This is a genomic window from Ruegeria sp. CH8, from assembly GCF_056536985.1.
In genome coordinates, this window is record NZ_JBQFQR010000001.1 from 19,009 (window position 1) to 33,120 (window position 14,112).

The window sequence follows — 14,112 nt, forward strand, 5'->3', positions numbered from 1 at the left end:
TTCTGACATGGAACTGAGCGGAAAAACTGTGGTTGTTACCGGAGCCGCTCAGGGCATTGGCAAAGGTCTGGCTGAGCGGTTCGCCCGCGACGGAGCCATTGTGGTTTGTTCGGACATAGACGCCGACGGCGTTCAACACGTGGCCAACGCCATTGGCGGCCACGCTCTAGTCTGCGACGTTTCGCAAGAATCTGACATTCAGATATTGATCAAGACCGTAGAAAACACGATCGCTCCGATTGACCTGTTTTGCGCGAATGCTGGTATTCTCACGCTTGGTGGTCCGGAGGTTTCCGACGACGATTGGGATCGGACCTGGAAGATCAATGTCATGTCCCATGTCTGGACAGCGCGCCACTTAGTGCCACGGATGATCCAGCGTGGCAGCGGTTACATCATGATTACGGCTTCGGCGGCCGGACTGCTGAACCAGCCAGGTGCCGCGCCATATGGCGTGACGAAACACGCAACTGTTGGCTTTGCCGAGTGGCTGTCATTGACCTATGGGCACAAAGGTTTGCGTGTGTCGGTCCTGTGCCCTCAGGCTGTTCGATCCGAGATGACACGTGGACACGAGGTTTCAGTGGCGTCGATTGATGGCATGTTAGAGCCTGAAGACGTAGCGCAAGCATGTGTCGAAGCCATCAGATCCGAGCAGTTTCTGGTGCTGCCGCATCCTCAGGTTTTGGATTATATTCGCCACAAGGCCGGAGATTATGATCGTTGGCTTGGCGGGATGCGTAAGTTAAATCAGCAGTTTATCGAAGATACTTAAGATTTCCTGCGCGCTTTTCGCATCAAACCTTCCTGAGCGACCGACGCGACCAGAGTGCCATCTTCTGCGTAAATCGAGCCACGGTTGAAGTTGCGTCCCTGCCCGCTCCACGGCGACTCCATCGCGTAGAGATGCCAATTCTCAAAATGAACCGGCGCGTGAAACCACAACGCGTGATCAAGGCTGGCCAGATTGACTTCACCACTGAACCAGCTCAGCCCATGCGGTCGCATTCCCGATGTCATCAGGTACATATCTGAAGCGTAAGCCAAAAGTAGGTGCTGAGTCACCGGATCGGTGCCCGCAGCAGCCGCCATGCGGAACCAAATTTGATTGTGATCGTCAGATTTTCCGGGGTTGAAGGGATCCAGATGGTTCACCTCACGCACCTGGATTGGCCGTTCACGCAACAGCTCTCCGCGCAATTTCTCGGGAACCTGATCGACGTATCGTTGTCGCAACTCAGATCGGTCCGGGTAGTTTTCCGGGGCTTTGGTCTGCGGCATGGCATGTTGATGGTCCCAACCTTCGTCCTGAACATGGAAAGAGGCCGACATGTTCAGGATTTGCTTGCCGTTCTGGATCGCGACCACACGCCGTGTGGTCATTGAACCTCCATCTCGCGCCCTATCAACTTGATAAATAACGGGAATAGATGGATCTCCGGCGCGAATGAAATAGGCGTGCAGAGAATGGCACAATCGATCTTCAACCGTGCGGTAAGCGGCCGCCAGAGCTTGCGCGATCACCTGTCCGCCGAAAATACGGGTCGGCGTTTCGCCTCCGGAACCTGTGCCGCGAAACAGGTCGACCTCAAGCCTCTCGATGTCCAAAAGATCAAGAAGAATGCGCTCTGCTTCGGTCATTCTGCGGTCTCCGGTTGGTCGTCTCGGGCTTGGGTATCAGCGCCGGAAAGGTCATTCAATCATTGCGCCGAGGACAAGCGCTTTTAGCTCCGCCCGCGACGGGTAGGAACTGGACGGTGACAGCTGTGTGAAGAAGACGGTTGTCAGATCGTTCTGACGGTCGATCCAGAAAAAGGTGGACGCCATGCCGCCCCAGCTAAAATCGCCAACCGAGCCCGGCACACGAGTTCGTCCCGGGTTCAGCACCACCGCGCCGCCCAATCCAAAACCGGTGCCTTCCATGGGTTGCTCGGCAAAGCTTTGCGGTCCCATCGAGGCAATGTCGCCCGGTAAGTGGTTGCGCAGCATGTAATCTACGGTCTTGGGTCCCAACAGACGGTGCCCGGTGCCCTGCCCCCGGTTCCGCAGCATTTCTGCAAACCGCGCGTAATCGTCGATTGTGCCTACCAGGCCACCGCCACCCGAGAATGTCGTGGTGTGTTCAAACGGCGATTCTCCGGCCTGATCGACAAGTCGCAGAGTCTCACCACCGGTTTCAGCTGAATTTAGCGCCATCGCGTCCCCTGCCAAAGGGGTATAGAGCGAGGCAAACCGATACCCTGCCCCCGGAGGCACCCGAAAACCGGTATCCTGCATTCCCAGTGGTTCAAAGATTTCCTGCGCAAAGAACTGATCCAGAGGTTGGCCCGAAACCACCTCGATCACGCGGCCCAGAACATCTATGCCGACAGAGTATTCCCAGCGGGTGCCCGGTTGAAACGCCAGTGGAAAGGTGGCCAAATCGGTCACACGATCCGCCAGAAGGCCTTGATTTGGCTTGAACATCAGGTCTTGTTCATCCATCGCCTTAGGCAGCACTCCGGGATTGAATGGATAGCTGAGGCCGCTTGTATGGGTCAGCAATTGATGCAGCGTCGGTGTCGGAGCGTCCTCGGTCTGATCTATTCGCTCCGCGTCTGGTATCAAGGCTTGCATGTTGCGAAATTTAGGAAGGAAATCCGATAGTTGCGCGTCCAGATGAAACAGGCCGCGTTCCGCCAGCATCATCAGCGCGACAGTGGTCACCGGCTTGGTCATCGAATAGATGCGCGCGATTGTGTCACGCTGAAACGGCAGATCGTTTTCGACGCTTCTTTGACCGCAGGCGTTGAAAAACACCTCGGCCCCTTTGTGTTTCACCAGCAAGGAACTGCCTGCGTATTTCCGTTCATCAACATAGCGTTGCATCCAGTCGGTGATACGGTCCAGGCGTTTGGGGTCGAACGCTGTCATCTGTAATCTGCTCGCTGTCTCATTGCTGCGATCTTGCGGCCTTACACGCTGAATTGACAGAGAATTCGACCAGAACGGTACGTTTGGCTCATCGGGCTGCTACACTGAGAGGGTAGCGGATTCGCTGGTTACGAGTTGGAGAGATTTCACCACCCAACCCTCTTGGAGGAGAAATATGACGCAACGCATCGAATTTGTTTACGATTTCTGTAGCCCAAATGCATTTCTCGCCTACAAGGCCCTGCCCGCGCTGGCTAACAAGCATCGCGCCAAGGTGGACCACGTTCCCGTTCTGCTGGCTACTGTCTTCAAGGCCACCAACAACCAGAACCCGTTTCAGGCGTTTTCGGAAAACCGCAAGAAAACAGCATATCTGACCCATGATCTGCATCGTTTTGCGCGTGCACGGGGTATAAGTTTCCACATGAGCCCACACTTTCCAGTCAATACCAAGTTCGCCATGCGCGGGGCGGTATTTGCGGTGGGTAAACCATGGGAAGCCAAATACATAGACGCAATTTTTGATGCCATCTGGGTGCATGGTCAAAAGGTTGATGAGATCGGCGTTCTCACCGAAATCCTGCAAGAGAATGAACTGCCAGTACGCAAGATCCGCGAGGCGATGACAAGCGTCGAGGTCAAGCAGCAGCTTAAGGAACAGACGAAGGCCGCCGTAAAGCGCGGTGTGTTTGGGGTGCCCAGCCTGTTCGCAGGGTCCGAGATGTTCTTTGGCAAGAACAGTCTGGGAAATCTGGAGTTGGAGCTTTCAAAGAACTCCTAGGCTTTTAGCGCGGCCAGTCCATGCTGTGCGAACATCGGGACATACGAGCCAAGAACCAAGGCGCGTTTCGGGTCCGAGGCGTTGCCATCTTGCGCGCGTTTGTAGACACCTTGAAGAATTCCTGCCATGCGAAAGAAATTGAACGCCAGATAGAAGCCGAAATTGTCGATGCCGGAGAGACCGCGACGCTGGCAATACTGGTCTATAAAGGCCTGATCTGACGGCAGCCCCAGACTTTCGCGGTCAATTCCCGCCAGCCCACGGCCCTCAGTGCCGGGCGGCATCCTCCATTGCATGATTACAGCCGCCAGATCCGCATAAGGGTGTCCGATGGTTGAAAGTTCCCAATCCAGAACACCGATGCATCGGGTTCCCTGCTTTTCAAACATCAGGTTATCAATGCGATAGTCTCCGTGCACCAGCGTCCGTTGGCCGTCATCTTCGGGCACCGAGTGTTCAAGCGCACCAATCAGGGCGTTCATCTCGGGGATTTCCGAGGTTTCCGATGCGCGGTATTGTTTGATCCAGCGCGCGATCTGGCGTTCGAAGTAGTTACCGGGCGGGCCATAGTCGGAAAGCCCAACCGCCTCGATATCAACCATGTGCAGTGAGGCCAAAACCCGGTTCATTTCATCCAGAACGGCGCTGCGCGTATCGTTGCTTTCGCCGCTCATAGTGGGTTCTAAGAAGACGCGCCCTTCGAGACGTTCCATGACGTAAAAATCCGAGCCGATGACGCTGTCGTCTTGGCACAGCAGATACATCCGGGGGACCGGGACGGCGCTGTCAGCCAATGCAGTCTGAACGCGGAATTCACGGTCAACCGCATGGGCGGATTTCAGCAATGTTCCCGGAGGTTTGCGGCGCAAAACATACGCCTTTTCTGGTGTTTGTAGCAGAAAGGTTGGATTGGATTGTCCAACCTCGAATTTCGTGGCCTCCAGTGGGCCGCGATACCCAGGAAGATGGGTGCTGAGATAGGTATCGACGGCCGCAAGGTGTAAATGCGCGTTGTTCATCTTGCTCCTCCGTGTCTCAGCTTAAAAGGCTTCGGCAAAGATGTTTCCTGCCGTCACAACGTTGATACCGCCGGACACCGGGATTACCGCGCCGGTCACGTAGCTGCCGCCGCGACCGCATAGAAACAGCATACAGCCGGCGATATCCTCATCGCGTCCGACACGGCCCAAGGGGACGGACTTGCCAACTTTTGCCCGCGTCTCTTCGTCACCCGTGGCAAAGGCCGTCATGCGCGAGACAAATGGGCCCGGCGCAAGCGCGTTTACCGTTATGTGGTAGGGTGAGAACTCCTTGGCCATGATCTTGGTCAGGTGTATGACGGCCGCTTTCGACGCCGAATAACTGTAGGCGCCGTCACCCATCGGCACCTCTCCCATGACCGAGCCGACATTGATGACACGGGCAGGATCGTCGGCAGAGCCGGAATTCATCAGCATAGGCAGCAGCTTTTGGGTCAGGTCGAACAGACCCGCAACATTCACCGACATGATCTTTTCCCAAGCTTCATGGGGAAACTGACCCATCGGCGCGCCCCAGCTTATGCCTGCATTATTCATAAGGATATCAAGTTGATCCGTTCGATTTTTGACCTCGGATACCAACGCCTCGACCCCTTCTTTGGTGGCCACGTCTCCGCCGAAACCCTCGGCCTGACCGGGGGCGTCCAACGCATTCAGCTCCGCCGCGACGGCTTCGCAGGCCTCGGCTTTGCGCGAGGCGATCAGAACACGTGCCCCTGCCCGCACCAGAGCTTCGGCGGCCATCCGCCCGATCCCGGTGGCTCCACCCGTGACGAGCGCTGTTTTGCCTTGCAAGGAGAAAAGTGTTTCCGGGGTCATGGTCTGCTCCTCAGTCGTTTGGTCTTTGGCGAGCTCATTCCCAGAGTGGGAGGAGGTGAGTAACGAAAAGTTGTGGTTTCTTGACAAGACCTTTCGCTAGGCCAAAGCTCGTCCTTACCGAATAACAAGGATAACAGGGCCGATATGCAAGCTTTACTCAGCGTCGCGCCGGGCGGGCCGGAAACATTGGAGTTGACCACCCTACCCGATCCATCGCCGGGACGGGGCGAATTGCTGATCGGAATCAGGGCGGCGGGCGTCAATTTTCCGGACACGCTGATCATTCAGGACCTTTATCAGATCAGGCCACCCCGCCCGTTCGCGCCAGGTGGCGAGATCGCCGGAGAGGTGTTGGCTATCGGTGAAGGCGTAAACGGCTTCGATGTCGGAGACCGGGTTCTGGCGTTGACTGGACATGGTGGCTTCGCCACGCACCTGACCATCCCGTCGGCCACTGCCATCAAGTTTCCTGAAACGATGCCGTTCGAAGACGCGGCCTGTTTCATTTTCACCTACGGTACCTCTTACCACGCCCTGAAGGACCGGGCTGATTTGCAACCCGACGAGACGCTGCTGGTACTTGGTGCCGCAGGCGGCGTCGGATCGGCTGCGATCGAGTTGGGCAAGGCTATGGGTGCGCGGGTAATTGCCGCCGTATCCTCGCAGGACAAAGCGGATTTCTGCCGTAGCCTGGGCGCGGATGAGACGGTTCTATATGCGCATGACATGGACAGGGACTCGCAGAAGAAGTTCACGACGGAAATCAAGGACTTGTCCGCGCCGTTGGGGGTGAATGTCGTCTATGACGCGGTGGGCGGAGACTATGCCGAACCCGCGTTGCGTAGCATGGCTTGGAACGGGCGCTTTCTGGTGGTCGGATTCCCGGCAGGCATTCCCAAAATCCCGTTGAACCTGCCGTTGCTTAAAGGCTGTCAGATCATAGGCGTGTTTTGGGGCGCTTCGGTGATGCGCGACCCCGTTAGCCATTCTGAAAATGTGAGGAGTTTGTTTCAGTTATACAGCGATGGAAAAATCAAACCCAAAATCAACGCACGGTATCCGCTGGATCGCGCATCCGATGCGTTGACGCACATGACAAGCCGTTCTGCACTGGGCAAGACCGTGGTGACAATGCCTGCTCACGCCGAAGGTGAGTGACGTAACTTCCCCCACTCGCCTTATGCGCGCGCTGGCTGGTGGACATTGACACCCTTTAGCGTCTATGAACCTGAAATGGGAACAGTGAAATAATGCACAAAGCTTTGATTTTGAACGGTCCGAACCTGAACCTTCTGGGTACAAGGCAGCCCGAGGTTTATGGCAGCACCACGTTGGAAATGGTTGAGGATTTGTGCCTGAACCATGGATCTTCTATCGGGATAGAAGTGTCGTGCTTTCAGTCCAACCACGAAGGCGCGCTGATCGATGCCATTCATGAGGCCAAGGGGGATCAGGACGGGATCGTTCTGAACGCGGGTGCCTATACCCACACCTCTATCGCCTTGATGGATGCCATCGCGTCGGTCGAGCTTCCGGTGATCGAGGTGCATCTGTCCAACATCCACGCGCGTGAAGCGTTCCGGCACGTGTCCTACATCTCAAAGGTCGCTGTTGGCCAGATCTGCGGCTTTGGCGCGCAGGGATATGTGCTGGCGCTGGATGCATTGGCTGCGCATCTGAAAAGCGGGCCGTCTGCATGACGCTGAGTGAATATCTGCACTTTCTCAGCTACACCAAAACTCTGGAAGAGCTTTGGGATGCCCATTGCCGCCAAATGGCCAGTTTCGGGTTCGATCGGCTAATCTATGGGTACACTCAATACCGCACGGAAACCTCACTTGGCGACCCCGAAGATTTCGTGATTCTGACCAATCATGAAAAACCCTATCTGGACGGCTTCCTGCGGGATGGGATGTATTTCCATGCTCCGATGTTGAAATGGGCGCTGCACAATGAAGGCGCGGCCAGCTGGAGCATCGCGCAGGAGATGGTGGCCAGCGGAAAGCTGACGACGCAAGAGCTGGACGTTCTGGAATTCAACCGGTCGCAGGGTGTAACCTTCGGGTACACGGTCAGCTTCACCTCGGTCTCGATGCGGTCGAAAGGGGCGATTTCCCTATCGTCCGGAGGCGCTGCCAGTCAGGCCGAAGTGGATGCGATGTGGGCCAAGCACGGCGATGACATCCTTCTGATGAATAATGTCGCGCATCTGAAAATCCTCACCCTGCCCTACAATGCCCCCAACCGCGCCCTGACCAAACGCCAACGCGAAGCCTTGCAATGGGTCGGCGACGGTAAGACCACGCAGGACATTGCGCTGCTGATGGGGCTGACGTCGGCGACGGTAGAAAAGCATCTGCGGCTCGCACGCGAAGCCCTATCCGTCGAAACCACAGCGCAGGCGGTTCTGAAAGCCTCATTGCAGAATCAGATGTTCGTGATGGAGGTCTAGTGTCCCGAAAACTGACGCCAAATTGCGTCAATTTACCCTAGGTAAGGAAATCATGACTTTTCAATCCTGAGGGGGAGTTGCAAAGTGATATTGTTCCGTGAGTGGTGGCTTTAGCCAGGGAACATTTGGTTGGATCTTTGTAATAACAGGGCTCTCCAACCGCTCTGACAAGAAGGCGCCTATTGGTCAGCGTCTGATTGCTGGAATTTGGGGGGCCTCGACCATCCCCATCATGCGGGGCCCCTCAATCCTTCTTCAGGAATGAGTTGCAACGGACGCGGCAGCGTCCTTTTTTGATTCAGCACGCATAAAACGAAAAAACCGGCCACGCATACACGTGACCGGTCTATTGCTTTCTCCGGACCCGCAGAACAGGTCCAGTCGCTTTTTTTAGCCCTGTGCGGCTTTCGCAACTTCAGCAGCGAAGTCTTCTTTTTCGACTACGATGCCTTCGCCAACTTCCAGACGGATGAAGCCGGTGATGGTTGCACCCGCTTCTTTGGCCGCTGCTTCAACGGTCAGGTCAGGGTTCACAACGAAAGACTGGTTCAGCAGAGTCGATTCGGCGACGAATTTCTTCATGCGGCCTTCGATCATCTTTTCGATCACCTGCTCCGGCTTGCCGGATTCGCGGGCGATGTCCATCTGAACCTGCTTTTCTTTCTCGACAACAGCCGGGTCCATGTCCGCTTCGGACAGAGCCGCCGGGTTCACAGCCGCGATGTGCATCGCAACCTGTTTGCCAATCGCTTCGTCGCCACCGGTCAGAGCAACCAGAACGCCGATTTTGCCCATGCCGTTGGTGGCCGCGTTGTGGACGTAGGATACAACGGTGTCGCCCGACAGCTTGGCCATGCGGCGCACCGACATGTTCTCGCCGATGGTGGCGATCTTGTCGGTCAGGGTGTCGGCAACGTTCTTGCCGCCCAGATCAGCCGCCAGCAGAGCTTCGACATTGTCGACGCCTTCTGCAGCGTAGGCGATCTTGCCGACCATTTCCTGGAATTCAGCGTTTTTCGCAACGAAGTCGGTTTCCGAGTTTACTTCGACAGCAACACCGTTGCCACCGTTTACGTGAACAGCAACCAGACCTTCGGCTGCGGTACGACCCGATTTCTTGGCCGCTTTGGCCAGGCCTTTGGTGCGCAGCCAGTCAACGGCTTCGTCCATGTTGCCTTCGGTTTCGGTCAGCGCTTTTTTTGCGTCCATCATGCCTGCGCCGGTCTGGTCGCGCAGTTCTTTCACCATTGCTGCTGTGATTGCCATCTTTTGGCTCTCCTCAATTCAAACGGAATTGGGGCAGGTCATACCCTGCCCCACATGTCATTTACGTGACGGGCAGCTTACGCTTCGGCAGTTGTTTCTGCTTCGGCGGGGGCTTCTTCTGCAACGACTTCTTCAACCGGTGCTTCTTCGAATGCGCCCAGGTCAACGCCTGCTGCACCCATCTGAGCAGTCATACCGTCCAGCGCGGCACGTGCGGCCAGATCGCAGTACAGAGCGATTGCGCGGGCTGCGTCGTCGTTGCCGGGGATGATGTAGTCAACACCGTCGGGCGAGCAGTTGGTGTCGACAACAGCCACAACCGGGATACCCAGTTTGTTGGCTTCGGCGATGGCCAGTGCTTCTTTTTTGACGTCGATGACGAACAGCAGATCCGGAACGCCGCCCATCTCACGGATGCCGCCCAGCGAAGCTTGCAGCTTGGCCTGGTCACGTTCCATGCCCAGACGCTCTTTCTTGGTCAGGCCTTCAGCGCCCGATTCCATCGCTTCGTCGATCTGGTTCAGACGGTTGATCGACTGGGAAACGGTTTTCCAGTTGGTCAGCGTGCCGCCCAGCCAGCGGTGGTTCATGTAGTACTGAGCCGACTTTTCAGCAGCGTCTGCGATCGGGCCAGCGGCCTGACGCTTGGTACCAACGAACAGAACGCGGCCACCTTTTGCGACGGTGTCACGAACAGCCTGCAGAGCCTGGTCCAGCATAGGAACAGTCTGGGTCAGGTCCATGATGTGGATGCCATTGCGCGAGCCGTAGATGAACGGGCCCATGCGGGGATTCCAACGCTGTGTCTGGTGACCAAAGTGAACGCCAGCTTCCAGCAGCTGACGCATGGAGAACTCGGGAAGAGCCATGCTATTTTCCTTTTCCGGTTTACGCCTGGGCGGGGGTGAAAGAAGCGGATGCTCCAACCGGCGGTCTTGATGAGGATGTCTCCCTCAAAAAGGCCAAACCCCGCCTGCGGGTTTGAATGGCGCGCGTATACGGCAGGTTTGAACGCAGTGCAAGGGTCTATTGCCCTTATTTTTCAAGCCGCGCCAAGCTGTGCGCGTGACGCACGGCCTCTTCACAATGCGCAGCCAGCGCCTTGCGGTTTTCAAAATCGCTGACCTTGGCTGGGGAATGATAGATCAGCTCAACGTACCCCTGCCTGCGCGCACCGAGTGTCTTTAGCAGATGTGGCCCGAACTCCATGTCTCCCCACCAGCCATAGAACCGATCCGGCTGGCCTTCGGGTGCGTGAAAGATAACCGAGACCGGCTGCACATACATGAAATCACGCAGCTCTTCTGCGAAGAACGCGGCAAAGAGTGTTGTTTTAAATGGCAAAACTCGCAACCCGTCGGTCGACGTTCCTTCGGGAAAAAACAGCAGTTTGTGGCCTGCTTTCAGGCGGGTCTCGAACACTTTGGTCTGTTCTTTGGCTTTTTTGCGGTCTCGCTCGATGAACACGGTGCCGGTCGCGCGGGCCAGCCATCCGATGCCGGGCCATTTCGCAACTTCGGCCTTGGACACAAAATAGACCCTTTTCCGAGCGTTCAGCGCGAAAATGTCCAGCCAGGAGGTATGGTTCGCAACCACGGCCCCCCGCTGCTGCATCAACTCGCCCGAGGTGCGAAAACCGATGCCCAAAAGCCGGAGTGCATTTCGACAGACGAATTGCGCGATAAACGGAGTGATCGGGCGGCGCACCCCGAACAATGGGAGTTCGACCAAACGAATAGCCAGAAGGATGATCAGACCACCAAAAACCAGAATGGCCAGTGGCACTCCGCGCAGGATGACCAGAACCCAACCCATCAGACCCAGATTGATCGGGTCCGGTGCGTCCTCACTATTCCACAGCGCGTCGTTCACCGGGTTACGCTCCGCCATAGATGCGTTTCTGGCGTTCGTTCATGCGGGCAGTGTCAAGGATCAAGCACACGTCTGTGGTGTTGAAGGCGTGGTCAATGAAGGCCCCCTCGCCCACGAAACCGCCCAGCCGCAGATAGGCTTTGATCAGTGCCGGAACCTGCACCATCGCCGCGCGGCGATCCAGATCATCCGGCGCCACGAGGTCCATCGATTGAAATACGTCCGGCTGCGCCCGCACCCGAAGATCGGGCGGCGCCAGATGGTTGTGATGCAGCATCGACAAGGGCTGCGCCAGTCTCTGAACATCGGTGCCATGAAAGCTGGCGACACCGAACAGGACCTCGATCTCGCGTTCGTTGACATAAGCGGCCAGACCGTTCCACAGGTGATACATGGCCGTGCCGCCGCGGTAATCGGGATGCAGGCAGGACCGCCCCAGTTCCAACAGCTTGCGGCCGCTTTGTTTCAGAACGGTCAGATCGTATTCGTCCTCGGAATAAAACTGCCCCAGTTCTGCTGCACGTTCGCCCGGTAACAGCCTGTAAACGCCCACAGTTTCACCAGTCAGGTCGTCTATTGCCAACATGTGGTCAAAATACGGATCGAATTTGTCACGCTCCAGACCCGCCTCGTGATCGACCATCTCTCCACCACCGCCCAGTTCGCGAACGAACACGTCATAGCGCAGCCTTTGCGCGGCACGCAGTTCGTCCTCGGTCTCGGCGAGCTTGACGGTAAAGGAAGGGCCTGCATCCGGCATTTGTGGTTCCGTTCTTGTTTTTGCGCTGATACCGCAGTTTCCGGGGGGATGGCAACAAGAGCGGATTTGCGGGGTGTTAACCTTTCTTAAACCAGTTTCACGGATCAAAGATCGGCATCAGGGCGATGCGTGTTCCGTCAATCACTACTTTACCCTGCTCGCGAAAGTTGACGGTGATCTTGCCTCCGATGTTGGACTGCACCTGTCCAACACCCCAATCGGGGAAATCGGGGTGGCGGACATACATGCCCGGTGCAAGAATAGCATTGAGGTCTGACATGTCTGGGCTCCGGGTCCGGCGGCAGATGCAGCAGGAGGTACGCATGAGCGACACCACAGTCAACCTGGCCGAGTTGATCGGCTCTCGGATCTGCCACGATCTGATCAGCCCCATTGGCGCGATCACCAACGGTCTGGAGCTGCTTCAGATGGTCGGTGCCACTCAGGGCCCCGAGATGGAGTTGATCTCGGGCAGTGTCGGCAGCGCTGGGGCGCGAATCCGGTTCTTCCGTGTTGCTTTCGGTTCGGCCAGCGATCAGCCTTTGGGACGGGCCGAGGTGTCAGAATTGCTGAAAGATGTCGAACGGGCGGGCCGTGTGCGCGTCAATTGGCACCTGATCGAGGCTGTTCCGCGCAATCAGGTGAAACTGGCGTTTCTGGCGTTGATGTGCTGCGAAAGCGCGATGCCGTTCGGCGGTGAGGTTACGATCACGAACAACGGTGATAGTTGGACAGTGACCGGCGCGGCCGACAAGCTGAACTTGGACAGTGATCTGTGGAAGAACCTGCCTCTGGGCCGTTTCGCCAACAAGGTCACCCCCGCCCAGGTACAGTTTGCCCTTCTGCCCGAGGCCGCAGCGTCAATGGGACGGCGGGTTGCGGTGGAAACCACCTCAACCCGCATTGTGATCCGGTTCTAGGACCGGGTCGTTCCGTTTCCACGCACCAAATACTTGAAACTGGTCAGTTGCGCGGCGCCCACCGGTCCGCGCGCGTGCATCTTGCCGGTGGCGATGCCGATCTCGGCGCCCATGCCAAATTCCCCACCATCGGCGAATTGTGTCGAGGCATTGTGCATCAGGATCGCGCTGTCAAGCCGCTCAAAGAACTTCGCGGCGGCACCCGCATCCTCGGTCATGATACAATCGGTGTGGTTCGAGCCATACTGACGAATATGCGCGATAGCCGCGTCGATATCCGCAATCGGTTTAGCGGCAATGATACTGTCGAGGAATTCTTTGCCCCAATCGTCAGCGGTCGCGGCGACCGTGCCGTCCATAGCCAGCGCGCCTTCGGCGTGAACCTCAACACCAGCCGCCAGCAGAGCCGAGATGACGTCCCGACCCAGCGTTTCGGCGACGTCCTGATGTATCAGCAGACATTCGGCGGCACCGCAGATACCGGTGCGGCGGGTCTTGGCGTTCAGCACCACATCCAGCGTTTTCTGCGGGTCGGCTGATTTGTCGATATAGATGTGCACAATGCCTTCGAGATGCGCGAAAACAGGCACACGGGCTTCGCGCTGGACCAGACCGACCAGACCTTTACCGCCGCGCGGTACGATGACGTCCACATAATCGGTCAAGGTCAGCAGTTCCTGAACCGCGGCGCGGTCCCGTGTTGGCACCAGTTGAATTGCGTCTTCGGGCAAGTTCGCGGCCTTCAGACCTTCGACCAGACAGGCATGGATCGCACCCGAGGAATGAAAGCTTTCAGACCCGCCTCGCAGGATTACCGCATTGCCGGATTTCAGGCACAGTGCCCCGGCGTCCGCCGTCACGTTCGGGCGGCTTTCATAGATCACGCCAATCACGCCCAAAGGTGTGCGGACGCGTTGGATGTTCAGACCCGAGGGCATGTCCCATTCGGTCAGCACTTCGCCAACCGGGTCAGCCTGATCTGCCACGGTGCGCAGACCGTCGACCATACCCTGAATGCGGGACTCGTCCAGCATCAGACGGTCCATCATGGCCGGGCTCAGGCCTTTTTCGCGGCCGAACTCCAGGTCTTTCTTGTTGGCTTCGATGATGTCGGCCCGGTTTGCCCAAACCGCATCCGCCGCGGCAATCAGCGCGGCGTGCTTACGTTCAGCACTGGCACAGGCCAGATCGGCCGAGGCCGCCTTGGCGCGTTTTCCAAGATCGGCCATCAGGGTGGGAATGCTGTCGAAATCCTTCATCTCATGTGCCTTTCGGTCGGTATTCTGGTG

At 57.1% G+C, this 14,112-nt stretch carries 16 protein-coding genes; 6 read left to right on the top strand and 10 right to left on the bottom strand.

What is annotated here, in order from left to right:
• Positions 1 to 7 precede the first annotated feature (7 nt).
• Entirely contained in the window at positions 8 to 775 is a 768-nt protein-coding gene (locus ACR0ER_RS00075) for an SDR family oxidoreductase (RefSeq protein ID WP_480767183.1), read from the top strand.
• Here the strand turns inward: ACR0ER_RS00075 and ACR0ER_RS00080 are convergent.
• Entirely contained in the window at positions 772 to 1,641 is an 870-nt protein-coding gene (locus ACR0ER_RS00080; protein WP_480767184.1) for an acyl-CoA thioesterase, read from the bottom strand. The two genes, ACR0ER_RS00075 and ACR0ER_RS00080, sit on opposite strands and share 4 nt — an antisense overlap.
• Positions 1,642 to 1,692: 51 nt before the next feature.
• On the bottom strand, positions 1,693 to 2,913 hold the full coding sequence (locus ACR0ER_RS00085) for a serine hydrolase domain-containing protein (RefSeq protein WP_480767185.1): 1,221 nt from the start codon (positions 2,911 to 2,913) through the stop codon (positions 1,693 to 1,695).
• A 175-nt stretch (positions 2,914 to 3,088) separates the two neighbouring features.
• Here ACR0ER_RS00085 and ACR0ER_RS00090 point away from each other — a divergent pair, with 175 nt between their 5' ends.
• On the top strand, positions 3,089 to 3,694 hold the full coding sequence (locus ACR0ER_RS00090; RefSeq protein WP_480767186.1) for a DsbA family protein: 606 nt from the start codon (positions 3,089 to 3,091) through the stop codon (positions 3,692 to 3,694).
• Here the strand turns inward: ACR0ER_RS00090 and ACR0ER_RS00095 are convergent.
• Both ACR0ER_RS00095 and ACR0ER_RS00100 read right to left on the bottom strand, forming a co-directional pair.
• Complete coding sequence (locus ACR0ER_RS00095; protein WP_480767187.1) at positions 3,691 to 4,713, bottom strand: phosphotransferase family protein; 1,023 nt, start codon at positions 4,711 to 4,713, stop codon at positions 3,691 to 3,693. The two genes, ACR0ER_RS00090 and ACR0ER_RS00095, sit on opposite strands and share 4 nt — an antisense overlap.
• Before the next feature lie 21 nt (positions 4,714 to 4,734).
• Positions 4,735 to 5,553 (bottom strand): SDR family oxidoreductase, encoded by an 819-nt coding sequence (locus ACR0ER_RS00100; protein ID WP_480767188.1) that lies wholly within the window; start codon positions 5,551 to 5,553, stop codon positions 4,735 to 4,737.
• Between the two features lie 144 nt (positions 5,554 to 5,697).
• Between ACR0ER_RS00100 and ACR0ER_RS00105 the strand changes: the two genes are divergently transcribed.
• The 3 genes from ACR0ER_RS00105 (at position 5,698) to ACR0ER_RS00115 (ending at position 8,005) form a co-directional block, all read left to right on the top strand.
• Complete coding sequence (locus ACR0ER_RS00105) at positions 5,698 to 6,711, top strand: NADPH:quinone oxidoreductase family protein (protein ID WP_480767189.1); 1,014 nt, start codon at positions 5,698 to 5,700, stop codon at positions 6,709 to 6,711.
• 92 nt (positions 6,712 to 6,803) lie between these two features.
• Positions 6,804 to 7,253, top strand: coding sequence for a type II 3-dehydroquinate dehydratase (gene aroQ, locus ACR0ER_RS00110; RefSeq protein WP_480767190.1), 450 nt, complete (start codon positions 6,804 to 6,806; stop codon positions 7,251 to 7,253).
• Complete coding sequence (locus ACR0ER_RS00115) at positions 7,250 to 8,005, top strand: autoinducer binding domain-containing protein (protein WP_480767191.1); 756 nt, start codon at positions 7,250 to 7,252, stop codon at positions 8,003 to 8,005. Before aroQ ends, ACR0ER_RS00115 begins: the two co-directional genes overlap by 4 nt.
• Positions 8,006 to 8,395: 390 nt before the next feature.
• Here the strand turns inward: ACR0ER_RS00115 and tsf are convergent, their stop codons facing one another.
• The 5 genes from tsf to ACR0ER_RS00140 all read right to left on the bottom strand — a co-directional run bounded on the left by tsf (position 8,396) and on the right by ACR0ER_RS00140 (position 12,183).
• A complete protein-coding gene (tsf, locus tag ACR0ER_RS00120; protein ID WP_170330110.1) occupies positions 8,396 to 9,271 on the bottom strand; it encodes a translation elongation factor Ts in 876 nt (291 codons plus the stop codon).
• Between the two features lie 77 nt (positions 9,272 to 9,348).
• Positions 9,349 to 10,140 carry a 30S ribosomal protein S2 gene (rpsB, locus tag ACR0ER_RS00125; RefSeq protein WP_480767192.1) on the bottom strand — a complete coding sequence of 264 codons (792 nt, stop codon included), beginning with the start codon at positions 10,138 to 10,140 and terminating at the stop codon, positions 9,349 to 9,351.
• A 166-nt stretch (positions 10,141 to 10,306) separates the two neighbouring features.
• Positions 10,307 to 11,161, bottom strand: coding sequence for a lyso-ornithine lipid O-acyltransferase (gene olsA / locus ACR0ER_RS00130; protein ID WP_480767193.1), 855 nt, complete (start codon positions 11,159 to 11,161; stop codon positions 10,307 to 10,309).
• Positions 11,148 to 11,903 carry an L-ornithine N(alpha)-acyltransferase gene (gene olsB / locus ACR0ER_RS00135; protein ID WP_480767194.1) on the bottom strand — a complete coding sequence of 252 codons (756 nt, stop codon included), beginning with the start codon at positions 11,901 to 11,903 and terminating at the stop codon, positions 11,148 to 11,150. The genes olsA and olsB overlap by 14 nt, the downstream gene beginning before the upstream one ends.
• Before the next feature lie 97 nt (positions 11,904 to 12,000).
• Positions 12,001 to 12,183 carry a DUF3553 domain-containing protein gene (locus ACR0ER_RS00140; RefSeq protein ID WP_480767195.1) on the bottom strand — a complete coding sequence of 61 codons (183 nt, stop codon included), beginning with the start codon at positions 12,181 to 12,183 and terminating at the stop codon, positions 12,001 to 12,003.
• Positions 12,184 to 12,226: 43 nt separating this feature from the next.
• On the opposite strand from ACR0ER_RS00140, the gene ACR0ER_RS00145 reads away from it, so the two are divergent.
• Positions 12,227 to 12,823, top strand: a complete 597-nt coding sequence (locus tag ACR0ER_RS00145) for a histidine phosphotransferase family protein (protein WP_480767196.1) — start codon at positions 12,227 to 12,229, stop codon at positions 12,821 to 12,823.
• Here ACR0ER_RS00145 and ACR0ER_RS00150 read toward each other — a convergent pair.
• The gene (locus tag ACR0ER_RS00150) at positions 12,820 to 14,082 is read right to left on the bottom strand and encodes a glutamate-5-semialdehyde dehydrogenase (RefSeq protein WP_480767500.1); all 1,263 of its coding nucleotides are present in this window, start codon (positions 14,080 to 14,082) and stop codon (positions 12,820 to 12,822) included. The two genes, ACR0ER_RS00145 and ACR0ER_RS00150, sit on opposite strands and share 4 nt — an antisense overlap.
• Positions 14,083 to 14,112: the final 30 nt, after the last annotated feature.